The sequence below is a fragment of the Bradyrhizobium sp. WYCCWR 12699 genome, assembly GCF_032144035.1.
Classification (GTDB): Bacteria; Pseudomonadota; Alphaproteobacteria; order Rhizobiales; family Xanthobacteraceae; genus Bradyrhizobium.
In genome coordinates, this window is record NZ_JAVTJN010000036.1 from 1,151,960 (window position 1) to 1,172,981 (window position 21,022).

Annotated in this window: 26 protein-coding genes and 2 pseudogenes; 17 read left to right on the forward strand and 11 right to left on the reverse strand. The window is 65.1% G+C overall.

Annotated features, from left to right (window positions below; genetic code table 11):
• Both soxX and RPS27_RS30565 read right to left on the reverse strand, forming a co-directional pair.
• Nucleotides 1-456, reverse strand: a complete 456-nt coding sequence (gene soxX / locus RPS27_RS30560; RefSeq protein ID WP_313754884.1) for a sulfur oxidation c-type cytochrome SoxX — start codon at nt 454-456, stop codon at nt 1-3.
• 128 nt (nt 457-584) lie between these two features.
• A complete protein-coding gene (locus RPS27_RS30565) occupies nt 585-1,205 on the reverse strand; it encodes a thioredoxin family protein (protein WP_313754885.1) in 621 nt (206 codons plus the stop codon).
• A 56-nt stretch (nt 1,206-1,261) separates the two neighbouring features.
• Between RPS27_RS30565 and RPS27_RS30570 the strand changes: the two genes are divergently transcribed.
• Nucleotides 1,262-1,960, forward strand: coding sequence for a hypothetical protein (locus tag RPS27_RS30570; protein ID WP_246776311.1), 699 nt, complete (start codon nt 1,262-1,264; stop codon nt 1,958-1,960).
• Nucleotides 1,961-1,962: 2 nt separating this feature from the next.
• On the opposite strand, the gene RPS27_RS30575 is transcribed toward RPS27_RS30570, so the two are convergent.
• The gene (locus tag RPS27_RS30575; RefSeq protein WP_313754886.1) at nt 1,963-2,694 is read right to left on the reverse strand and encodes a cytochrome c biogenesis CcdA family protein; all 732 of its coding nucleotides are present in this window, start codon (nt 2,692-2,694) and stop codon (nt 1,963-1,965) included.
• A 102-nt stretch (nt 2,695-2,796) separates the two neighbouring features.
• Here RPS27_RS30575 and RPS27_RS30580 point away from each other — a divergent pair, with 102 nt between their 5' ends.
• The 5 genes from RPS27_RS30580 to RPS27_RS30600 all read left to right on the forward strand — a co-directional run bounded on the left by RPS27_RS30580 (nt 2,797) and on the right by RPS27_RS30600 (nt 5,512).
• Nucleotides 2,797-3,168, forward strand: a complete 372-nt coding sequence (locus RPS27_RS30580) for a thioredoxin (RefSeq protein ID WP_194403202.1) — start codon at nt 2,797-2,799, stop codon at nt 3,166-3,168.
• Nucleotides 3,169-3,205: 37 nt separating this feature from the next.
• A complete protein-coding gene (locus tag RPS27_RS30585; RefSeq protein ID WP_313754887.1) occupies nt 3,206-3,556 on the forward strand; it encodes a metalloregulator ArsR/SmtB family transcription factor in 351 nt (116 codons plus the stop codon).
• A 71-nt stretch (nt 3,557-3,627) separates the two neighbouring features.
• A complete protein-coding gene (locus RPS27_RS30590; protein WP_313754888.1) occupies nt 3,628-4,707 on the forward strand; it encodes a YeeE/YedE family protein in 1,080 nt (359 codons plus the stop codon).
• A 139-nt stretch (nt 4,708-4,846) separates the two neighbouring features.
• The gene (locus tag RPS27_RS30595) at nt 4,847-5,077 is read left to right on the forward strand and encodes a hypothetical protein (protein WP_194403204.1); all 231 of its coding nucleotides are present in this window, start codon (nt 4,847-4,849) and stop codon (nt 5,075-5,077) included.
• Nucleotides 5,078-5,113: 36 nt separating this feature from the next.
• A complete protein-coding gene (locus RPS27_RS30600; RefSeq protein ID WP_194403205.1) occupies nt 5,114-5,512 on the forward strand; it encodes a hypothetical protein in 399 nt (132 codons plus the stop codon).
• An 88-nt stretch (nt 5,513-5,600) separates the two neighbouring features.
• Here the strand turns inward: RPS27_RS30600 and RPS27_RS30605 are convergent, their stop codons facing one another.
• Nucleotides 5,601-6,182, reverse strand: coding sequence for an SET domain-containing protein (locus tag RPS27_RS30605; protein ID WP_211418897.1), 582 nt, complete (start codon nt 6,180-6,182; stop codon nt 5,601-5,603).
• A 163-nt stretch (nt 6,183-6,345) separates the two neighbouring features.
• On the opposite strand from RPS27_RS30605, the gene RPS27_RS30610 reads away from it, so the two are divergent.
• Nucleotides 6,346-6,951: a hypothetical protein gene (locus RPS27_RS30610; protein WP_313754913.1), complete on the forward strand. Its 606-nt coding sequence runs from the start codon at nt 6,346-6,348 to the stop codon at nt 6,949-6,951.
• Here the strand turns inward: RPS27_RS30610 and RPS27_RS30615 are convergent.
• Both RPS27_RS30615 and RPS27_RS30620 read right to left on the reverse strand, forming a co-directional pair.
• Nucleotides 6,948-7,589, reverse strand: coding sequence for a DUF6321 domain-containing protein (locus RPS27_RS30615; RefSeq protein WP_313754889.1), 642 nt, complete (start codon nt 7,587-7,589; stop codon nt 6,948-6,950). The two genes, RPS27_RS30610 and RPS27_RS30615, sit on opposite strands and share 4 nt — an antisense overlap.
• A gap of 48 nt (nt 7,590-7,637) precedes the next feature.
• Complete coding sequence (locus RPS27_RS30620) at nt 7,638-8,369, reverse strand: WHG domain-containing protein (protein ID WP_313754890.1); 732 nt, start codon at nt 8,367-8,369, stop codon at nt 7,638-7,640.
• A gap of 105 nt (nt 8,370-8,474) precedes the next feature.
• On the opposite strand from RPS27_RS30620, the gene RPS27_RS30625 reads away from it, so the two are divergent.
• From RPS27_RS30625 to RPS27_RS30650, 6 genes and pseudogenes are all read left to right on the forward strand, one after another.
• Complete coding sequence (locus tag RPS27_RS30625) at nt 8,475-9,872, forward strand: carotenoid oxygenase family protein (RefSeq protein ID WP_313754891.1); 1,398 nt, start codon at nt 8,475-8,477, stop codon at nt 9,870-9,872.
• Nucleotides 9,873-9,943: 71 nt separating this feature from the next.
• Nucleotides 9,944-10,207, forward strand: coding sequence for a hypothetical protein (locus RPS27_RS30630; RefSeq protein WP_194403210.1), 264 nt, complete (start codon nt 9,944-9,946; stop codon nt 10,205-10,207).
• 75 nt (nt 10,208-10,282) lie between these two features.
• A complete protein-coding gene (locus tag RPS27_RS30635) occupies nt 10,283-10,858 on the forward strand; it encodes a hypothetical protein (RefSeq protein ID WP_313754892.1) in 576 nt (191 codons plus the stop codon).
• Between the two features lie 12 nt (nt 10,859-10,870).
• The gene (locus RPS27_RS30640; protein WP_194403212.1) at nt 10,871-11,425 is read left to right on the forward strand and encodes an inner membrane-spanning protein YciB; all 555 of its coding nucleotides are present in this window, start codon (nt 10,871-10,873) and stop codon (nt 11,423-11,425) included.
• Between the two features lie 105 nt (nt 11,426-11,530).
• A complete protein-coding gene (locus tag RPS27_RS30645) occupies nt 11,531-11,827 on the forward strand; it encodes a hypothetical protein (RefSeq protein ID WP_194403213.1) in 297 nt (98 codons plus the stop codon).
• Nucleotides 11,828-11,846: 19 nt separating this feature from the next.
• Nucleotides 11,847-12,766: pseudogene (locus tag RPS27_RS30650) on the forward strand (SH3 domain-containing protein).
• Between the two features lie 131 nt (nt 12,767-12,897).
• Here the strand turns inward: RPS27_RS30650 and RPS27_RS30655 are convergent.
• Nucleotides 12,898-14,553 (reverse strand): fumarate hydratase, encoded by a 1,656-nt coding sequence (locus RPS27_RS30655; RefSeq protein ID WP_194403214.1) that lies wholly within the window; start codon nt 14,551-14,553, stop codon nt 12,898-12,900.
• Between the two features lie 211 nt (nt 14,554-14,764).
• Between RPS27_RS30655 and RPS27_RS30660 the strand changes: the two genes are divergently transcribed.
• Both RPS27_RS30660 and RPS27_RS30665 read left to right on the forward strand, forming a co-directional pair.
• Nucleotides 14,765-15,238 (forward strand): hypothetical protein, encoded by a 474-nt coding sequence (locus RPS27_RS30660; RefSeq protein ID WP_313754893.1) that lies wholly within the window; start codon nt 14,765-14,767, stop codon nt 15,236-15,238.
• A 294-nt stretch (nt 15,239-15,532) separates the two neighbouring features.
• Nucleotides 15,533-15,706, forward strand: coding sequence for a hypothetical protein (locus tag RPS27_RS30665; protein WP_018321873.1), 174 nt, complete (start codon nt 15,533-15,535; stop codon nt 15,704-15,706).
• Nucleotides 15,707-15,744: 38 nt separating this feature from the next.
• Here the strand turns inward: RPS27_RS30665 and RPS27_RS30670 are convergent, their stop codons facing one another.
• The gene (locus tag RPS27_RS30670) at nt 15,745-16,059 is read right to left on the reverse strand and encodes a hypothetical protein (RefSeq protein ID WP_313754894.1); all 315 of its coding nucleotides are present in this window, start codon (nt 16,057-16,059) and stop codon (nt 15,745-15,747) included.
• Between the two features lie 38 nt (nt 16,060-16,097).
• Between RPS27_RS30670 and RPS27_RS30675 the strand changes: the two genes are divergently transcribed.
• Together RPS27_RS30675 and RPS27_RS30680 are read left to right on the forward strand one after the other, a co-directional pair.
• Entirely contained in the window at nt 16,098-17,219 is a 1,122-nt protein-coding gene (locus tag RPS27_RS30675) for a LuxR C-terminal-related transcriptional regulator (protein ID WP_313754895.1), read from the forward strand.
• 19 nt (nt 17,220-17,238) lie between these two features.
• Complete coding sequence (locus RPS27_RS30680; protein WP_313754896.1) at nt 17,239-17,913, forward strand: isoprenylcysteine carboxylmethyltransferase family protein; 675 nt, start codon at nt 17,239-17,241, stop codon at nt 17,911-17,913.
• A 286-nt stretch (nt 17,914-18,199) separates the two neighbouring features.
• On the opposite strand, the gene RPS27_RS30685 is transcribed toward RPS27_RS30680, so the two are convergent.
• From RPS27_RS30685 to RPS27_RS30695, 3 genes and pseudogenes are all read right to left on the reverse strand, one after another.
• On the reverse strand, nt 18,200-18,907 hold the full coding sequence (locus tag RPS27_RS30685; RefSeq protein WP_313754897.1) for a glutathione S-transferase: 708 nt from the start codon (nt 18,905-18,907) through the stop codon (nt 18,200-18,202).
• A 227-nt stretch (nt 18,908-19,134) separates the two neighbouring features.
• Nucleotides 19,135-19,814, reverse strand: a pseudogene (locus tag RPS27_RS30690) (lectin).
• Nucleotides 19,815-19,959: 145 nt separating this feature from the next.
• Complete coding sequence (locus tag RPS27_RS30695; protein WP_313754898.1) at nt 19,960-20,982, reverse strand: Tim44 domain-containing protein; 1,023 nt, start codon at nt 20,980-20,982, stop codon at nt 19,960-19,962.
• Nucleotides 20,983-21,022: the final 40 nt, after the last annotated feature.

The following is a 21,022-nucleotide window of genomic DNA, read 5'->3' on the forward strand; positions in this document are numbered from 1 at the left end:
TCAGTTCAGCGTCTTGAGAAAAGCGATGACGTCCTCGACCTGCGCGGCCGTCAAAATGGACTTGCCGACGAATTCCGGTCGCACCCGGCTGAGGCCGTCGTTCCTGAAGAACGCCGGCATGACCGTGTTGGTGAAGATGCGCTTGGGGTCTGCGACGATGAGGCGGAGTTGCGCCTCGCTGTAGCGGCCGGCGACGCCGTCGAGCGACGGACCGAACTCGCCGTGGAATTCCTCGGACTTCAGGCTGGTGACCTGGTGGCAGGCCAGGCAATTGCCGAGCGTGCGGGTCAGGAACACCTTCTTGCCGGCGGCGGCATCGCCGGGCGCGCCGGTCAGGGATTTCGGCAAGGCGTCGTCGACGATGTCGAGCTTGATCGGCTCCTTGACGGGCTCCTGGGCGACAACGCCGCCAGCCGACAGACAAAGTGCAAACGCAGCCGCAAGCGAGCGCCGCATGTTTCCTACCCTTATCGCGGGGTGACGCCCGCTTCCGATCATGATGGACTCACGATCCATCAAATTCACTTATCAAGATATGTTCATGTGAATGACGGCGTCAAGCGAAATTCGCTGGACGCGTCCCTTCAGCCGTTCGCAGCCAGGAAATCCCGGAACGAGCCGCGCTCATAGCCGCCCTCCCGCACGAAGCGAAATATCGCTAGAAAGTGCGGCGGCTTGAGATAGCCGGGTGCCCGCGCCACCTCGCGCGCCATCGCGTCCTTCGCTTGGAGGCCATCGACGGATGGCGGAAAGAACTGGAAGGTTGGCGTGAAGCGGATGCCGTATTTCCGGGCGAGGTCCTTCTCCGCCAATTCCTCGCGGTCGAAATCGGTCACCTTGCGCGAGCCGATCAAATTGAGCTGCAACACCTCGAAATTGTCACGGATATAGCTCGCGATGCCGGCATCGGCGAAGTTCACCAGATGCGTCTCGCGGCAATAGGGGCAGCCGCGCAGCTCCCACATGATGGCGAGGCGCTTGCCGCCCGCCGCCGCGCTCTCCAGGTCCTCGCGCAGATCGAGGAAGCTCTGCAAGAACCAGGGCTCGTGATAGAGCCCGTCTTCTCCGACCGTGGGCTCTGCGGCCGCAGCGCGGCGCCCGGCGAGGGCCGCGCCCACAGCGAGTGCAAGGAGGCCGCGCCGCGTCGGCAGAAGCGATAGCGGGGCTTGGTGCGTCGGAAGATCTTGCGCAATGCTCATTTTCATTATGATATTCGAATACACGAATGTGACAAGGAGTTCCGATCTTGCGTTGCACCATCGTGCTGCTGGCGTGGCTGGCCTCGAATACGCTCGCGCTCGGCGCGGAGACCGACAGACGTGCCGAATTTGCATCGGCGATGGCGCCGGTTATGGCCAATCTTCGCACGGCCGCGAGCTATGCGCGCACCGGCAACGTCGCGCTGGCGCAGATCGAGACGGACGAGGCAGTCACCCGGTGGCGGCGGTTCGTGCAAGACAGCTCCCTGCCCGCCGACGTGCCAGCCGAATTGGCGGGATTTCTCGCGCGGGGGCGCGACCGACTCACGGCGATCACGGGGGCGCTGGACCGCGGCGACAATGTCGCCGCCGGCCGCGAGCTGCTGGGGCTTCGACAGGCTCTTCACGCGCTGAGGCAAGATGCTGGCCTCTACGATCTCGGCGATTGCATCTTCGAGATCGCGCCCGCCATGGAGAGGTTGCGGGTCGCAGCCGTCAGATTCGGCGAGCAGCCGGCGCCAGCGAACGCCGAGGAGACGGTCGCGGCCGCAAGCGCGTTCCGCGATCGGCTTCAAAGCTGCAACGAACAGGCAAATGGCGAGATCGCCGCTCAGGGCGAATTCCGCCGCCTGATCGATGGCGCCATCGCCAGCAGCGGCGAGATCGCCCAGGCCGCGAAGGCCGGCGACGGCCCCCTTGTGCATCGCTACCTCATCGAGTTGCAGTCCTTCGCCCAGTTGCTCGACTTCCGCTACGGCTAGCCTCAGCCGATGCTGGTCAAAGCAGGGAAATGCTCGAGCAGCCATTCCGAGACCGCAGGCATCAACCCGGTCAGGAACATCAAGCCGGTCGCGACCAAGAAGACGCCCATCGTCTTCTCGATCAAGCCGAGATGCCGGCGCATACGGCCCAGCGCTGTGATGAAGCGGCCGGTGAAGGCCGCTGCGATCAGGAAGGGAATGCCGGTCCCGACCGAATAAGCGAGCAGCAGCAGCGCCCCTCGCCCGGTCGTGTCCTCCGAGCCCGCCATCAGCAGCACCGCGGCGAGGATAGGGCCCGCGCAGGGCGTCCAGCCGAACGCAAATGCCAGGCCCATGACGAAGGCCCCCGCTACGCCGGCCGGACGGTTGTCGACCTGAACGGTCGCGCTGCGATAGAGCAGCGGAATCCTGAGCAGCCCGAGAAAATGCAGGCCCATGACGATGATCAGCCCGCCCGCGACGATGCCGAGCGTCGACAGATGCGCGGAGACGAAGCGCCCCGCGATCGAGGCGGTCGAGCCGAGCGCGACGAAGACCAGCGAGAAACCTGCAACGAAGGACAGCGCGGAGACCAGGATACGGGGCCGCAGATCCGGCCTGTCGCCGGACAGATTCGTGACGGAGACGCCGGCCATGTAGCACAGGAAGGGCGGGACCAGCGGCAGGATGCAGGGCGACAGAAACGACAACAGGCCCGCGACGAAGGCCGCACCCAGCGTGACGTCCAAGGTCATTTCCGCCCCATCCCTAGCACATATACGAATTTAATGATATAAAGCGCCAGGCACGTTTGCAATGCAAGCCCGTCAGGCAATCCAGAAGACCGGTCACGCAGCATGACAAGAATCATCGTTTTGCTCGCCCTCGCCTTCGGACTGGCGCTGCCGGCGACCGCCTCGCGCGCCGCCGAGCTCGTCATGTTCGAACGGGCCGGTTGCGCCTGGTGCGCGCGCTTCAACGCCGAGATCGCGCCGATCTACGGCAAGACCTGGGAAGGCAGGACCGCACCGCTGCGCCGGGTCAACCTGAACGGCCCCGTTCCCGCCGATCTCGCCGGAATCGATCCGGGTGCCTTCACGCCGACTTTCGTCGTGGTACAAGAGGGCCGCGAGATCGGACGCATTCGCGGCTATCCGGGGGATGCCTTCTTCTTCGGCCTCTTGGACCGAATCCTGTCAAATGCGGGTTCGGAACCCGAGAGGTCGTGATTGGTCTTGCGGATTTTGGTGAGAGGAACTTGACGCGATGCCGTTGCCGAAGCTGAAGGAGATTGAAGGCTCCGCCGAACTCGAGCAGATGATCGAGAAGGCGCGCGAGGCCAGCGACATGCTCAAGGCGGTGTCGCATGAATCCCGCTTGCTGCTGCTTTGCATCCTCGCCGAGGGCGAGAAGTCCGTGACCGAGCTCGAGCAATTCCTCGGCGAGCGGCAATCGACGGTATCCCAGCAGCTCGCGCGGCTGAGGCTCGACCGTCTGGTCACCACGCGCCGCGACGGCAAGACCATCTACTACAGCCTCGCCAGCGAGGACGTCCGCAAGATCCTGACCGCCGTCTACGACGTATTCTGCGAGCCGGTGCGCCGGCGGCGCAGGTAATTGTCCGCTCTGGATTTCCACAACCCTCCGGCACAAACTGCCGGAAGGAAGAATGAACATCCCCGGGAGGAATGCTGAACCCCTCGACCATAGCGTTCGCATGCGGGCTTGCGGCCGGCGCCATGCTCGGTGTCGCGGGTCGCGCGGGACGATTTTGCACACTGGCGATGCTCGAGGATGCGTTCTTCGGAGCGGATCTGCGCCGGCTGAAATCCTTTGCGCTGGCTGCGGCCGTGGCGCTGCTTGCGACCCAGGCGCTCGCCGAGTTCGGCATCGTCGATCTGTCGCGGTCGATCTACCTGACGCCGTCGATCGGACTTGGCGGTGCGATTCTGGGCGGGCTGACGTTCGGCATCGGCATGGCGCTGGTCGGCACCTGCGGCTTCGGCACGTTGGTCCGTGTCGGCGGCGGAGACCTCAGGGCCATCGTGGTCTTTCTCGTGCTCGGCCTCTCGGCGCTCGCGACCATGCGCGGGATCACGGGCATGCTACGCGTGACGCTGATCGAACCGTTGTCGCTGCGGCTCTCCGAGGGCAATAACCAGACGCTGACCTCGCTGCTGGGTGCGGGAGGTGGGTTGCGCGCGCTCCTCGTCGTGTCGATCGCCGCGGCGCTTGCCTTCTGGGCGCTTGCCGACGGCAGGCTGGTCCGATCGCCTCGGCTGCTGGCCTCCGGCCTTGCCGTCGGCGGCGCGGTCGCATTCGGCTGGTTCGCGACCGGATGGCTCGCCGATGACGAATTCGATCCCGCCCGCGTCTCGTCGCTCAGTTTCGTCGCACCGCTCGGCGACAGCATCCTCTACATCGCGACCTTCTCCGGGGCGCGGCTGAATTTTGGCATCGGCTCCGTCGCCGGCGTCGTGGCCGGCTCGTTCGCCGCAGCGATGCTCGCGCGCGGCTTCCGTTGGGAGGCCTGCGACGACGCGCGCGAACTGAAGCGTCACATGACCGGAGCGCTGCTGATGGGCATCGGGGGCGTCATGTCGATGGGGTGCACGATCGGCCAGGGATTGACGGCGTTCTCGACGCTCGCCGTCTCGGCACCGATCACCCTGCTGGCGATTGCCTGCGGAGCCCGGCTCGGGCTCGAGTTCACGATGACCGGCGAGTGGTGGCCGGCGCTGCGCAGGCTGTTCGGCGCCTCGACGTAGCCAAAACGCCCGCGATCCTCGCGAATCGCAAACCGCGTTGAAAATCCCAAAACTGTCCTGAATAGCGATCTGCCTTACCCCTGAGGTAATCGAATTGGCCCCTGGGCCGGCGCATCTTCTGTTGCAACAGGAGATGACCATGATCGCGCTGCTGCTCTACCGGACCGTCGCAGACCACCTTGTTCCCTGGGCCGTGACGTTCGCGACCCGCATGCTGGCGCGCAGCCTCAACATGCCCGAGCCGCTGGTGCATTCGACCGGCGATTATGTGGTCGCACAGGTCATCGCCTTCGAGCACGGCGTCGGCAAGAGCCTCTGTCCGTTTCGCCTCGCCCGCCTGCTCCGCGCCCGCTGGCGCGGATGGCGCTGAGTTTCACCCCGAGCCCCCCAAGCAAGGAGACCTACGATGATCGACGCTTCCACCTTCCTGCGCCGCGCCCTGCTCGCAGATAGCATCTTCAGCGGCGTCGCCGCGCTCGGCTTCAGCTTCGGCGCGAGCGCGTTCGCAACTCTATTCAACCTGCCGGAAGCGCTGCTGCGCGAGACCGGCCTGTTCCTGATTGCCTACGCCGCGCTGGTCGGCTGGCTGGCCTCGCGCGCCTCGGTGGCGAAGGCGCTGGTACTGCTGGTCGTGGTCGGCAATGCGGCCTGGACCGTCGGCAGCATTGCGCTACTGCTCTCAGGCGCGGTGTCGCCGAATCTCACCGGCGAACTCATGGTCGTCGCGCAGGCGATCGCGACCGGCGTGTTCGCAGAGCTGCAATATGTGGGATTGCGCAGGAGCGAGCGCGCAGCGGCGGCGTGAGGCCTTTCGTGTCCTGGACGCGCTGCAACGCTTTCGGCGTTGCGGCGCATCGCCAAGGGGCGCTGCGTCCGGGGCACGAGAGCAGAGGCTACGCCCGCACGCGACCGTTCGCCTTGACAACGGCATGACCGTTGAGCTTCTTCTTTTTGGCGGCCTTGCTCTTCGAAGCCTTCGCGAGCACGTTCTTGGCCACCACTTTCTTGGCCTTGCGCGCCTTCACCTTGGCGGCTTCCGCCCGTGCCTCGGCGCGCAGCTTCTTGCGCTTCTTCTCGCAGGACTCGCATTTGCAGCCGATCGGCTTCAGATAGGCTTTGAAATAGTCGGTGCCGTAATCGTAGTTGATCTCGTCGCCCGGCTCGATGTTCCTGATGGCGCGGATGAACACCTTGCGCTCGCGCGGCCTGACGTCGGACTCGGCGTTGGGCCGGCAGGAATGATTGATGTAGCGGGCGAGATTCTTGCGCACCGAGCCGTCGATGGTCCAGCGGCCGTTGAGCTCGAACAGGTATTTGTTCTCGATGTCGTCCTGCTCGGGAATCCGCGAATCCAGGATCGGTCCGAAATAGCGGATGATCCGGGTACCCTTCTTGATTGGCTTGGTGGCGAAGAGGCCGAGCCCGGTTTTGGAACGGCCGACGCGATAGGATTTGCTGGAAGCGATGGCTGGCATGATCAAGAGAAATGAGGACGCGAACGAGGCACGATGCCTCAGGCGAAGCCGCTCTTCTAGAACGATTCCGCGCCGCTGTCAGGTATATCCCAGGCCTGTTTGAACCTTGCCCACAATGAAGACGTCAGATGGTACGGAGTTCCCGTATCATCAAGACCCCATGATGAAGCACATCACCCGCATTGGCCTCGCTGCCCTGATGATTTGCATCGGCCTGAGCAGCGCCGACGCCCAATCGGTGGGCAGCACGTACACCTCGACCGCGCCGAAGGATTGCCGGCAGATCGGCAAGCCCAGCGAGCTCGACGGCAGCACGACGCGCCTCTGTCCGGGCAAGAACGGCTTCCTGGTGCTGATTGCCGAGGACGATCTCCGCGAAATCGTCTCGGTCGGCCGCAATCGCAAGCAAGCGGCCGAGGAACCTGCCGCCAAGGTCTGGTTCGCCCCGTTCAATTCGTCGGAGACCACGATCGAGTGGCGCGCAATGGCCGCAAAGCCGTTTGCGATCATCCAGCGCTGGCACATCGCCGACAACACGGATCCCGACAAGCAGGGGCGGCCCAACACCAAGGCCATGCTGGTCGTGACCCGGCTGCCGCCGGGCCCGGTCTGCCACGTCGCCTATGTCGATGCGATCGCCAATCCCACCGCCAACGAGCTGGCGCGCAAGGCCGCGGACGATTTCGCCCGCAGCTTCACTTGCGGCAAGGACGAGGTGAAGATCATCGGCACGCGCGGCCGCGCGGTCGAGCTTGCGACGATGCGCTAGGCTCTCACCTTGGCGCGCCGATAGCGCGCCAGCAGCCGCTCGCCCTTCGCGGCAATGCGCCGTGCCGCCGCCACCGTCTTCGGAACCGGCTCGCCCCAGGCATGGGCCGACAGCGCGTGCCGGGTCGGCTGCCCCTTCCCATCGACCAACGGCGGCAGTTTCGCGCGGCCATAGAAGCGAACGGCCCAGCTGCCTTTGCGTCGCATCTCCTGCGGCGTCATCTCTGATTCTGGCTTGGTGACACCCGGCCGCAAATGAGCGCCCTGCTTGCGGGCGAACGCCTTGCGGCCCGCTGCGGTCAGACCGCCGCGCGGATCCTTTTCGCGCGCGGATGCGCGGTGCTTCCGGGCCTTGGCCGTCTTCGCGTTGCGCTTGCGGGTCTTCTTCGCGGATATCGTCGACTTTGCCTTTGACGCCTTCGACTTTGACGTTTTCTTCGAGCTCTTCTTCTTGGAGGACTTCTTCTTTTTCTTTGCTGCCATGCGCATGTTGTCCACGAGGTTGGGATAGCGGCGGCCGGCGCGGCGGGCGCGGGCTTTCGCCGCTGATTTCTGCGCGGGACTGAGATGCTTGGAGGCCTTGCCGGCCCGCTTGCGGGGATTTGAGCGTTTCCAGGGAGCGCGCGTTGATTTTGCCATGTGGCGTCAACGCCTGACCACCGCAAGAGTTGCGCTCGCACCTGATGATCAGGAGCCGAGCGGCTTCGCGGCGATCGGCGCGGTCAGCATCGCCTCGAGCAGGCGTTCGGCCGTCGTTCCCTCGGGCAGCCGCTCCAGGATATCCTTGAGGCGCCCATCGAGCAGCAGCGTGGTGAAGCCGTGCACCATCGACCAGGCGCGCGCGATCGCGGCGCCCTGGTTCAGCGTCAGCGCATCCTCGCTGATCTGCTCCTGCCGCATCGCGCCGATGGCATTCGCCAGGCCGGCAAACGAGGCTTCAGCCGCCTCGTGCAGCGAGGGTCTGGAATAATCCAGCCGCTCGGTGCGAAACATGATGCCGTACATGCCGGGATGAGCCTGCGCATAGGCGACATAGGCTTTCGGCCGCGCCAGGGCGCGTTCGAGCGGCGTGCTGGCAGCGTCAGAGGACGAGGCCATCGCGGCATTGAACTGACGGAAACCGACGGCCGCGAGTTCGCTGAGCAGGCCAGTGAGATCGCCGAAATGATGGGTGGGTGCGGCGTGTGAAACGCCCGCCTCGCGTGCCACCGCACGCAATGTGAGGCCCGCGAGCCCGTCGCGTTCCAGCACCCGTTCGGCAGCCTGGAGCAGCGCATCGCGCAGGGCGCCGTGATGATAAGGCGTCTCGGCCTTCGCGCTCGCCGTGCGACGCGAGGTGCGAGGTGCCGCGCTCGACGTTGTTCGTTTGGGGGCACGCGAGCTTCGCGCGGTTTCGCTCTTGGTGTCGGTCTTCGTCATTTACAAGCTATATGACGCAATATTGACAGTGTAAAGATTTCACTTGACCGGAATGGCAAGTGGCGCTATCTGATCTTTACGCTGTAAAGATAGGGAGGATATGCCGTGCAGCACGACGCCATCGCCGAGCGCCGCAACAATATCGCGCCGATCCCGTTCGAAGCGGACGCACCATTCTTGCCGGTCATCGGCGAATTGCCGCGCGATCTGAACGGGGTGCTCTATCGCAACGGTCCCAATCCGCAGTTCTCTTCGCCGGGCGCGCATTGGTTCGTCGGCGACGGGATGCTGCACGCCTTCCACCTCGAGAACGGCCGCGCCAGCTACCGCAACCGCTGGGTCCGCACGCCGAAATGGCTTGCCGAGCACGATGCCGGCCGCGCTTTGTTCGGCGGCTTCGGCCGCAAGCTGCCCGATGCCCCGGCGGATCTCACCGACGGCGGCGTCGCCAACACCAACATCGTCTTCCATGCCGGCAAGCTGCTGGCGCTGGAAGAGGCGCATCTGCCGACCGAGATCGAGCCGGGCACGCTGGCGACGCGCGGCTATCACAATTATCAGGGCCGTGTCGCCGGCAGCTTCACCGCGCATCCGAAGATCGACCCCGTCACCGGCGAGCTCGTGTTCTTCGGCTACAACGCCGCGGGTCCGTTGACGCCCGCCCTCTCCTACGGCTCGATCGATGCCTCCGGCAAGGCGACGCGCTTCGAACGGTTCGAGGCGCCCTATGCCAGCATGGTGCACGACTTCATCGTCACCGCGAACCATGTGCTGTTTCCGATCCTGCCGATCACCGGCAGCATGGAGCGCGCCATGAGCGGACGGCCGCCCTACGCCTGGGAGCCGGACAAGGGCGCCTATGTCGGGGTGATGAAGCGGAACGGCACGGCCAAGGACATCGTCTGGTTCCGCGGTGAAGCCTGCTACGTCTTCCACGTCATGAATGCGTGGGAGGACGACAACCGCATTGTCGCCGACGTCATGCAGTTCGAGGAAGCGCCGCTGTTTCCGCATCCCGACGGACGGCCGACCGATCCGGAGAAGTCGCGCGCCCGACACTGCCGCTGGACCTTCGACCTCTCGGGCAATACCGATCGCTTCCAGCAGACCTATCTCGACGATCTCACCGGCGAATTCCCGCGCATCGACGACCGCCGCGCCGGGCTGAAGAATCGTCACGGCAGGTACGCCTGCGCCAATCCGAAACTGCCGATGTTCGGCGCCCTCGCCGGCGTCGTCCATGTCGACGACAACGGCAGGCGGCTCGGCCATTATCTGCTGCCCGCCGGCGACACCATCTCCGAGCCTGTGTTCGTCGAGCGCTCGAAGGATGCGAGCGAGGGCGATGGCTGGCTGCTCGCGGTGGTCTGGCGCGCGCGCGAGAACCGCAGCGACCTCGCGGTGTTCAACGCCACCGATGTCGAAGCGGGCCCCGTCGCGCTGGTGCAGCTCGGCCATCGCGTGCCCGACGGGTTTCACGGCAATTGGGTGGGCGCGCAGTAACGCCCGTCATGCCGCGGCGCGCCATTTGGCGCGCCCGGAGCCACAGCACAGTCGTGTTACGAAGAGGTCGTATGCAGATGCCCTCAATCACCGCAGACTTCCTCGCCGTCCTCGCCCTGATCTGCGCCGCGCTCGCACTCGAGGTGGCCCATCTGCGGCGGAGCGGCCAGGTCATTTTCAATGGCGGCATCCTGCTCGCCCTCGGCCTCGCGATCATCTGCGCGCTGCCTCTCTTGTCGGGGCTGCCCTGGGCGGAATTGGCTGACGAGGCATTCGACCAAGCCATTGCAACGCTTCAGCTTTTGCACATCGCCTACGTCATTTTGACACTGTAAAGATTTTGCTTGACCCCGCTCCACGCCTGAATTATTTATCTTTACATCGTAAAGATCGGCCTTACCGAGGTGGCCATGGCGATTTTCCTGATTCTCGCGCCCTACGGCGCCTACACGTTCCTGATGCTGGTGACCTCGGCCACGGTGAGCGTGTTCGCGGCCTCCGCGATCTGCCTCACCACCGTCGCGATCGATGTGGCACGCGGCCGCTCGGTGAAGACCCTGGCCGCAGGGTCGGCGGTCGTATTCGCCGCCATCGGGCTCTATCTCGCGCTGCTCGATCCGCAGCTCGGCACGCTCGGCGTCAAGCTGTCGGTTGATATCGGCATCTTCATCATCTCGCTCGGCTCGATGCTGATGCGCCGCCCCTTCACGCTGCAATATGCGCTGGAAGCGGTGCCGGCCGAGACCGCGGCGATGCCCGGCTTTCTCTATGCCAATTACGTCATCACCGGCGCCTGGACGGCGGCCGCGCTGTTGATGGCGGCCGCCAATCTGGTGCTGCTCAACGTCCCTGGCCTGCCGCTCTGGTCAAGCCTTGCCGTCGCCTTCGCCGCCCGCAACAGCGCGATCTACTTCACAAAGTGGTATCCCGAGTATCGCCAGATCAAGTACGGTACGCCCGCCCGCGCATTGCCCAACGCCCGCTGAACAGGATTGACGATGAAGGACGTATTCGCCCGCCTCGCCTCCGATCTCTTCTCCGCCATCCTCTTCCTGGTCATCTATCTCGTCACCGACAACGTCATCCTGGCAACCTCGGTGGCGGTCGCCGGCGCGGTCGCGCAGGTGATCTACGCCCGCATCAAGGGGCAACAACTCAATTACATGACCTATGCGAGCCTCGCGCTCGTCGTTGGCCTCGGCACGATCACGCTGCTGACCAACGATCCTCGCTTCATGATGGCAAAGCCCTCGATCGCGCATTTCGCGATCGGCGCGATCATGCTCAAGCGCGGCTGGATGCTGCGCTACATGCCGCCGCTCGTCGTCGAAACCGTTCCGGAATATGTGACGGCTGCGGGCTATGCCTGGGCGGTGCTGATGTTCGTGATCGGCGCCGGCATGATCGTGGTCGCCTCCACCGGCGATCTGAAACTGTGGGCATTCTACCTCACGGTGGTCGCGGGCGGCGCCAAGATCCTCGCCTTTGCCGTGCAATATGTCGTCCTCCGGCTCATCGTCACCAGCCGCCGGCGGGCTGCCGCCCGCGCCTAAATGCCCTATTCCAGGGTTAGGCAGGAACTGCGAGTTGGGCTATAGGCTCGCTTGGGACTGGCCGCGGATCGTCGCGGTCCGCCGGGATTTGTTCGGGAGACGGGAATGGCCGTAGACGGCAACTGGAATCTGACGATGACGACGCCGATGGGCGAGCGCCAGGCGACGCTGAGCCTGAAGGCGGCGGGCGGCACGCTCACGGGCACGCAGGGTGCGGAAGGTAATACCACCGAGATTTTCGACGGCACCGTCTCTGGCGACAACGTCTCCTGGAAGGTCTCGATCGACAAGCCCATGCCGCTCACGCTCGAATTCACCGGCACCGTCTCCGGCGACAGCATCAACGGCGAGATGGGGATCGGCCCGATGGGCAGCTTCCCGTTCACGGGCGCCCGCGCCTAACGCCTCACGTTGAATGACCATGCGTGCGCTCCGTTTCGTCGCGGCAACGATCCTGTGCGTCGTGACGCAAGCTGCGCGTGCGGACGACACCGAACCGGCGTGGCGCGCAAGCGCGCTCGCTCTGGTGCCGGCGGGCTACGTCGCAGGCCACGCCTATCGTACTGAAGGTGCGACCGGTTACCTCGCCGTCTATCCCGCGACATCGAACGATCCGAAGACACCGGCCAGCGTGTTCGCCGCGCGTCTGGCCCTCGTCGTCACGCTGACCCCAGATGCGACGCGCGCGGTCTCGGCCGAATTGAAGCCGCGCGCCGAGCCGGCCCCTGACGACGACGAGACCGATTTCGCCAAGCTGCATGCCGATCTCGCCGCAAAGCGCTCAACACTGCCCGAGGGCACCGAGCCCTGCAGTCTCGGCGCCTGGTCCATCGACAAGGATGCGAGCGGCCTCAACGTGCGTGCCGAGCCATCGGTGCAAGCGCGCGTGCTCGGCACGTTGCCGCCGCCTTATATGCTGAAGCTCGGTGGCGCCGAGAACACGCCCGATGGCGGCTGGCTCACCGAATTCCGCATCATCGGTTTCAAGAGCGGCTGGTTCCTGATCGAAGGTGCCAAGCCTCCGGGCAAGGACTACGAGGACGAGAAGCGATATCCGCGCAGCGCACCGAGCCCTATGCCGGTCGCGGCTGGGTCGCGTCCAACAAGGTCGGCGCGAACTACGCCAATGGCGGCACGCGCGCCGGCGGCCTGTTTCAGGCGCCCTTCGTCGACGCCAAATGGATGCCGGCCCAGCGCGAGCTCGGCGGCCCGATCGACGGTGACGGCGGGCCGAAGCGCCTGCTCGCTTGCAGCGGCTTCTGGGGCCTGGTCGAGAGCTATGACGGCGTGCGCGGCTGGTGGCGCGCGCTGTGCTCCAACCAGGTCACGACTTGCAGCTGAGCGGGTAAATCTCGTGTCCCGGACGCGATGCAGCGCGAAGCGGTGCGTCGCAGAGCCGACCCATGCCGCCATGTGGACCCCGGATCAGCAGCGCATCATTCCATGCTGCGCAGCGTCCGGGGAACGTCACCTCAACCCAGATTCAACTCCTTGAAGAAGTCGTTGCCCTTGTCGTCGATGATGATGAACGCCGGGAAGTCGACGACCTCGATGCGCCAGATCGCTTCCATGCCGAGCTCGGGATATTCGAGCACCTCGACCTTCTTGATGCAGTGCTCGGCGAGGTTCGCCGCGGCGCCGCCGATCGAGCCGAGATAGAAGCCGCCATATTTCTTGCAGGCCTCGCGCACGGCGGGCGCGCGGTTGCCCTTGGCGACCATCACCATCGAGCCGCCCGCGGCCTGGAACTGGTCGACGAAGGAATCCATGCGGCCTGCGGTGGTCGGACCGAACGCGCCGGAGGCGTAGCCCTCGGGCGTCTTGGCGGGGCCGGCGTAGTAGACCGGATGGTTCTTGAAGTAATCCGGCAGCGGCTCGCCCTTCTCCAGCCGCTCGCGCAGCTTGGCGTGCGCGCTGTCGCGCGCGACGATCATGGTGCCGGTCATCGAGACCCGCGTCTTGATCGGGTGCTTCGAGAACGTCGCCAGGATGTCCTTCATCGGCTGGTTGAGGTCGATCTTGACGACCTCGCCGCCGAGCGACTGCTCGACCTCAGGCAGATATTGCGCTGGGTTATGCTCGAGCTCTTCGAGATAGACGCCGTCCCTGGTGATCTTGCCGAGCACCTGGCGGTCGGCCGAGCAGGACACGCCAAGCCCGATGGGAAGTGATGCGCCATGGCGCGGCATGCGGATCACGCGCACGTCGTGGCAGAAATACTTGCCGCCGAACTGCGCACCGACGCCGAGCGACTGCGTCATCTTGTGGATCTCCTGCTCCATCTCGACGTCGCGGAAGGCGTTGCCGTCGGGCGAGCCGTGGGTCGGCAGCGCATCGAGATAGCGGGCGGATGCCAGCTTCACCGTCTTCATGCAGAGCTCGGCCGAGGTGCCGCCGATCACGATCGCGAGGTGATAGGGCGGGCACGCCGCGGTGCCCAGCGTCAGGATCTTCTCCTTCAGGAACGCGAGCAGCCGGTCCTTGGTCAGCACCGAGGGCGTGGCCTGGAACAGGAAGCTCTTGTTGGCGGAGCCGCCGCCCTTCGCCATGAACATGAACTTGTAGGCATCATCGCCCTCGGCGTAGATCTCGCACTGCGCCGGCATGTTGTTGGCGGTGTTCTTCTCCTCATACATCGAGAGCGGCGCGACCTGTGAGTAGCGCAGATTGCGGCGGAGGTAGGCATCGCGCGCGCCTTCCGACAGCGCCGCCTCGTCGTCACCGTCGGTGATGACGTTGCACCCCTTCTTGCCCATGATGATCGCGGTGCCGGTGTCCTGGCACATCGGCAGCACGCCGCCGGCCGCGATATTGGCGTTCTTCAAGAAGTCCAGCGCAACGAACTTGTCGTTGGGGCTCGCCTCGCCGTCCTCCAGGATGGCGCGGAGCTGCTTCAGATGGCCGGGCCGCAGGTAATGGTTGATGTCGCCGAAAGCCGCCTCAGACAGCGCCCGCAGCGCCTCGCGCGACACCACCAGCATGTCCTTGCCCAGGACCTTCTCGACCCGGACGCCCTCGGCCGTGATCTTCTTGTAGGGCGTCTCGTCCTTGCCCAGCGGAAACAGCGGCGTGTGCTTGTAGGGCGGGACGGGCTTGGACTGGTCGGGGAAGGCGGTGGGAGCGTTCATGGGCGAATCCAGGGGGTTTGGGGCCACGCGCAGGCCCTCGCGTAGAAGCGTTCTAAGCCCATTTTGGACGGAAAAGGAAGGGACTGGTGTGCATGAGACAGGGCCGCCAGGGCTCGGAAAAGCATTGGCGCAGCACGTGGAAAGCCCAGATCCCACTCTTGCGCTTCGCGGCCGCCGACGCTTGAATGCGCGCCCTAAGGGGCTTTTCATCATGACATTGAACTTGAACGTCCGCGGCGCGATCCTCCTCGCCGCCGCCATCACCGGCCTTGTGACCCTCACCTCGCCCGCGCGCGCCGATCGCTGCGACGACAGCGCCAAGGAACTGGCGAACCAGGTCGACCGCCTGAAGGTGAATTTCCGGGCCGCCAACGTCGTCTATCTCACGCATCCGGCTGCCAAGGAGCTGTCGGTCGGCTGTCGCGGCGACAAATATTCGATCGAGCTCTACGCCAAGGGCGATCGCAAGCCGAAGCCCGAGTTCTATACGCTGGTGGGGTCGATGGCCGCGATCGTCTTCACCGTGACCAAGGACGACACCACGACGGGCGCGACACGCTGCCTGAAGCGGATGGGCCTGCTCCGCGGCGACAAGGTCACCATGCGCTACCGGCGCCTCAACATGGAATGCACGCGCACCAAGACAGACGCGTCGATCGCGATCACGCGCGGCAAGGACGAATAGGGGCACGGCCCTTCGTTCCGCATGCTGGCGGCACACGCATCGCGACGCCGCTCGCCATACACTCCGTCATTGCGAGCGTAGCGAAGCAATCCAGAAATCTCTCCGCCGAGGGACACTGGATTGCTTCGTCGCAAGAGCTCCTCGCAATGACGGGGAGAGGCGCCTCGTGTGCCTTGGCACCGCGGGGACACAGCCCTCCCCGCACCAATTGCCTCGCATTTTAACGATTGGCTTGAAGGAATTTTCGCTCCTCACGGCGCAGGCTCAATTGTTTCCATGTGTGAGGATTTGCGGATGAAGGTTTCTACCGTAGCACCGCCGCCGATCGCGATCGTGGTTCCGAGCTACGACACGACCAAGCAGCAGGACGACCAGACCAAGACCAAGGACGCCGACCCGACCTACAAGCCGCAGCCGCCCGCGCCGCTGCCGCCGGGTCAGGGCACGCGGATCGATCAGCTCGCCTGATCGATCCCCCCGCGGGCGGATTCGCCCGGTCCGATCGATCAGACCTGTTCGCATCCAGCCGCATCTTTGCCGGATAGCGGGATCAATATCGTGCGCGGCCAGCCCGGGACCTGCGCATGATCGCAACACTGCAACTGCCCGAACACGGTCTTCGCCGCCAGGGCGGCGCGGCTGCTTGCGTTCGCGCGAAAGTTGCGCTGGCCCTGGGGTACTCCCCGCCGCGGCAATGTCCCCTTGGCGCACGATGGGCTCGCAAACCGCCGCCTTTCGAATCGGCGCACGCCTTCAAGTGTGATCCGGCTCATCAAGTTTCCGCATTCGGCGTGCTCATCTGCGAGGCCGATCGAGTCCATCCCAACGTCTGGTGGGCAAGCGTCTGTGGGACAAGCCAATGGAACTGAATGAAAAGCTGCTGTCGCTAGTGGCGGACATCTACGATGCCGCGCTTGACGATTCGCGATGGTCCACGACACTTGCAAGTATTGTCGACCTGGCGGGCGGCCAGAGCGGCGGGCTGGTCCGGATCGGAGCTGCCGGCGAGGCCGTGATCTCGCATGCCGTCGGCGTCGACCCCGCCTATATTCAGTCCTACATCGAGACCTACGAGCCATTCGATCCGTCGCGCGGCGTGCTCCACGCACCGGTCGGCCAGATCCAGACCATCAGGGACTGGATCGACGTCGACGAATTCCGGACCACCATGTTCTACAACGAATGGACGCGGCCGCAGGGCCTCGAAGATGCCGCCAATATCCTGCTCGACAAATCGGCCGAGGGAATATCCCGCCTCTCGATCATGAAGGCCGGCGGTCCCGTCGACCGCAGGATGTACCAGGTGATCTCCCACCTCACGCCGCACGTGCAGCGAGCCATGCTGGTCAGGCAGAAGCTGCAGCAGCAGAATGAGCTGGAGACGAATTCGCTCAGCACCCTCGACGCCCTGCGAACCGCCGTGCTGCTGCTCGATGCAGAGGGGCATATCACGCACGCCAATGCGAGCGCGCGCGACTTCCTGGGCGAGGGCGAAATCCTTCGGTCGGTTCGTGGCCGGCTGGTGACGAACGACCTGAATGCCGATCGCGTGCTGCGGCAGGCGCTGGCGGGCACGGTGGTCGGAGACCGGGCGATAACGAGCGCGAGCATCTCGCTGCATATGACCGCCCGCGACGGCTCGCATTATGTCGGACATCTCCTGCCGCTGACCGCCGGCCGCCGGCAGAGATTCGGCGCCAGCTACGACGCCTGCGCCGTGCTGTTCGTCAGCAAGGCAGCACTCGATACGATCGTCGCGCCCGACCTCATCCGCAAGCTGTTCAAGCTGACGCCGACCGAACTGCGGGTCTTCCTGTCCATCGTCGAGATCGGCGGGGTGCCGGACGTGGCCAGGAGCATGGGCATCGCCGAAACGACCATCAAGACCCATCTTGCACGGATCTTCGTCAAGACCGGAACCAAACGGCAGGCGGATCTGGTTCGGCTCATCGCGGCCTTTACACCGCCGATCAAGGTCTGACACCCGGACGAGATCGACCATGATCGCCAGACTGCTGCTGCAGAACACGATCACCACCGTCGCGATGGGCGCGCTGCTGTTCGCATCCGCAGGGACCTTGCGCTGGCCCGCAGCCTGGGCGTTCCTCGCGGCATGCATCCTGCTCGGCCCGCTCTGCGGCTGGTGGCTGTACCGGATCGATCCGGCGCTGCTCGCCGAGCGTCTGCGACCACTTCTGCAAAAGGATCAGCCCGCCGCCGACAAGGTGTTCATGGGCGCCCTCATTGTTGCGATGCTGGCCTGGCTGGTGCTGATCGGCATCGACCGGCGCGTTGAAGGGTCCGACATGCCGGTCGCGTTGCAGGCAGCCGGCGTCGCGCTGTTCCTGCTGTCGACGCTGTTCACGCTGTGGGTCTTTCGCGAGAACTCGTTCGCCGCCCCCGTGGTGAAGCTGCAAGCCGAGCGCGCACAACGCGTGATCTCGACCGGGCCCTACGCCCATGTGCGTCATCCCATGTATAGCGGCATGGTGCTGTTCTTCACCGGGTTGCCACTGCTGCTGGGCTCGTGGTGGGGACTCGCGATGGTCCCGCTCTTCATCGCCTTGTTCGCGGTCCGTATCGGCATCGAGGAACGCATCCTGCGCGACGGCCTGCCGGGCTATGCCGACTACGCGGCCCGGGTGCGCTATCGCCTGGTGCCGGGCGTCTGGTGAAGGCGCCACTGCACAGAAAATCGTGCCCCCTCCTCCGATCGACTGACGTCGCGGCCAGCGAGCCCCGCTAAGGGAACCCGCACCTTTGCGACGGAGACGCGACGATGTTCTGCAAGCCCCCCTGCCCCGACGAGCACGACCTCTCTCCCGTCCCCGATGATTCAGACGAGCGATCCGGACTGGAGCGTTCACGGACGCTCCCCGGCCACGACGCGTTCGGGCGACTGATCGCGCCCGAAGCGGCCGGTCCGGAACGGAGGCTGCCGCCAGTCTTCGTCCGGACCGGCTAATTATCCAGCTCGCGATACCGGCGGAAGATGCCCTGCTCGTTGAAGGGAATGCGGCGCGGGCTTGCGAGATAGGCCTTGATGTTCGGCCGCGCGGCGATCCGATCGTGCAGGCCGAGCAGGCCCGGAATGTCTGTCTCGAACGCCTTCATGCGCTTGGGAAAGGCATAGCGCAGCCCCGCGACGATCTGGAACAGCGAGAGGTCGACATAGGTCAGCCTCCGGCCGGTGACATAGGCGCCGCCATTGGCCGCGAGAAGCTGCTCGAAATAGCCGAGATATTTCGGCACGCGCTCGTCCCAGAAATCGGCCGTGCGCTTCTTCGCCGGCGGCTTCTGGTCCTCGTAATAGAGCGAGGGTCCGAGCGGATGATGGGTGTCGTGAATCTCGACCACGAGGTCGGTGATGGTGAGCTGGAGCTGATGCACCCAGAGCTTTCCTGCCTCCGTCTTCGGTGCGAGTCCGTGTCGGCTACCGAGATAGAGCAGGATATTGGCGGTCTGGCCGATGACGAGCTTGCCCGCTTTCAGGAATGGCGGCGCAAAGGGCGGCGTGCCCTTCTGCGCGTCCATCATCTTCATCATCGCAGCCGTGCCGCGCGCTCCCCGCGCGACATCGACGTAAGCCGCACCCGCCTCCTCCAGCGCCAGCCGCACATATTCGCCGCGGCCCTGGATCTCGGGCCAGTAATAGAGCTCGTATTTCATGGGAGGGGTCCGTGAGCGTGGATGCTACTCGACCAATGTAACATGTGGCCTCGGGTTCCGTTAGGGTGAGACGGAACCCTCTCTCAACACGCGTCATTGCGAGCGCAGCGACTTGTCCGCCCAAGCCTTGGCGAAGAGACGAAGCAATCCAGAGTGTCTCTGCGGCAAGATTCTGGATTGCTTCGTCTCTTCGCTCCTCGCAATGACGCGTGGAGAGAGCCCAGCCTTCAATTCGCAGCGAAACAATACAGCAGCCCGTCGCCGCCGGTGCTCTTCAGATCGGCCTGCGAGCAGCCGCCGTCGGGGCCGCGCGAGGGGTGCGAGCTGTTCCAGGATTTCGACGGTTCGTCGTCGCGCAAGCCTTGACGATCGGCGTGGCCGACGACCGCCGCACCTTGCGTGCTCGATGTCCAGTTCTTGCAGGTCTTGTCGTCACCGGCGGCGAACGCGGTGCCGTCGGGCTGCGTTCCCGTCAGGATGTCGTGCCGGTTCGGCGTGTCGCCGCGGCCGTTAGTGACCTCGCCCTTCTCGCTGAGGGCGGTCTGCTTGGTGAGGTTGTTGGCGGGGCCGTGCAGCTCGGCCACGTCCTTGGCGATCACCGCGCCCTTCGCGTTCTGCCACGGTCCCTTGCCGATGCGGTCCTTGGCATTGACGGCCGGCTTGCCGTCGGCGGCCTGCGCCGAGAGATAAGCGCGCCAGGTTTTGGCTGCTGCGCCGGAGGCCTGGGCGAGCCTCGTACAGTGCGCGTCGGCTCCCTCGAGGCCGCCGAGATCGGCGCCCTTGCCCGGCCGCTGGAGGTCACGAAGAACGTCATGTCGGCCGATTGCGCCTGCGCAGTTGGCGCCGCCGCCAAGGCCAGCACCAGCGCGAGCCCTGAAATCGTCACGGATCTCTCGATACGAATCATCTTGTCCTCCCAATCGTGTTTGTCGTTGGCCGTCTGAATTTCAACCCAAGTCGCATCCGCTTATTCCAATGCCGCGTGAAGCGCCCAAAGAAAAAGGGCGCCGTGCGGCAAGCACGACGCCCTTCTCGTCTCGATCGCGTTGCGATCAGTTGGTCTGCTGGATCGCCGACAATTCCCAGCCGCTGCCGGGCCGGCGGGCGAACGTCCAGACCTCGGTGACTTCGCCCGGCTGTTCGCTGCCGGCGACCACCGTGCCGCTGTTGCGGTCCAGCGTCTTGTCGGTGAGCGCGAAGCGCAGCGCCACCGTGGCGTAATCGGTCTCGCCTTCGCGCCAGGCTTCGGCAAGGTCGCCCTGCAGCAGCTTGACGTTGGTCACCTTGTTGACGACGTTGCGCGCGCGGTTCTGGGCGAGGTCCTGCTCGAAATAGGAGACCATCTCCGGCGTCGCGAGCGTGTGCAGCTTGGCCACGTCCTCGTTCGACCAGGCGGTCTGGATCTCACCGAGCAGGCGCTCGAACGATTCGTAATCGTCCGGCTTGATCTCGAGCGGCGCGTTGTTGGCATTGGCGCCGAAGCCGAAGCCGCCGAGACCACCACCAAGGCCGCCACCGAGACCGCTGCGCTGGTTCGGCTGCGGTCCGGAAGCTGCGCCTGCGTCGGCATTGGCATAAGCCGCCTGCGGCGTGTGACGGCGCTGCCACCAGGACATCGCCAACCGCACCACCAGCACCACCAGCACGATCTGGATGATCAGGCCGAGGATCGAGGACAGGCCGCCGAGGCCGCCAAACAGGCCGCCGCCGAACAGCATGCCGAGCAGGCCGGCGCCCAGGAAGCCGGCCGCAAGGCCGCCCATGAAGCCGCCGGCGCGGCCGCCGAACAGGCCGCCGCGCGCGGGCGCGGACGCAGCCGAGTTCATGCCTGCACCCGGCTGGGTGTAGGTGCGGTTGAATTGCGAGGCCGAGCCCGGCGCCGTGGAGGTCGAGGGCGGTGCCGAAAAGGTGCGCGAGCCGCGTGAGCCCGACGAGCCGCCGCCGCCGACGCGCGCGTCGGCGGACGAAATGACGAGCGCTGTCGGCAGCGCAAGCGCCAGCATGACGGCGAGCGTCTTGAAGAGATTGCGGGAGCGTAGCGAGAAATTCATGTGCGTTTCCCAAATCCCCGGCATGGGGACGTGCCCCTAAGATGGGCAGACTTCCCAAAAAGTG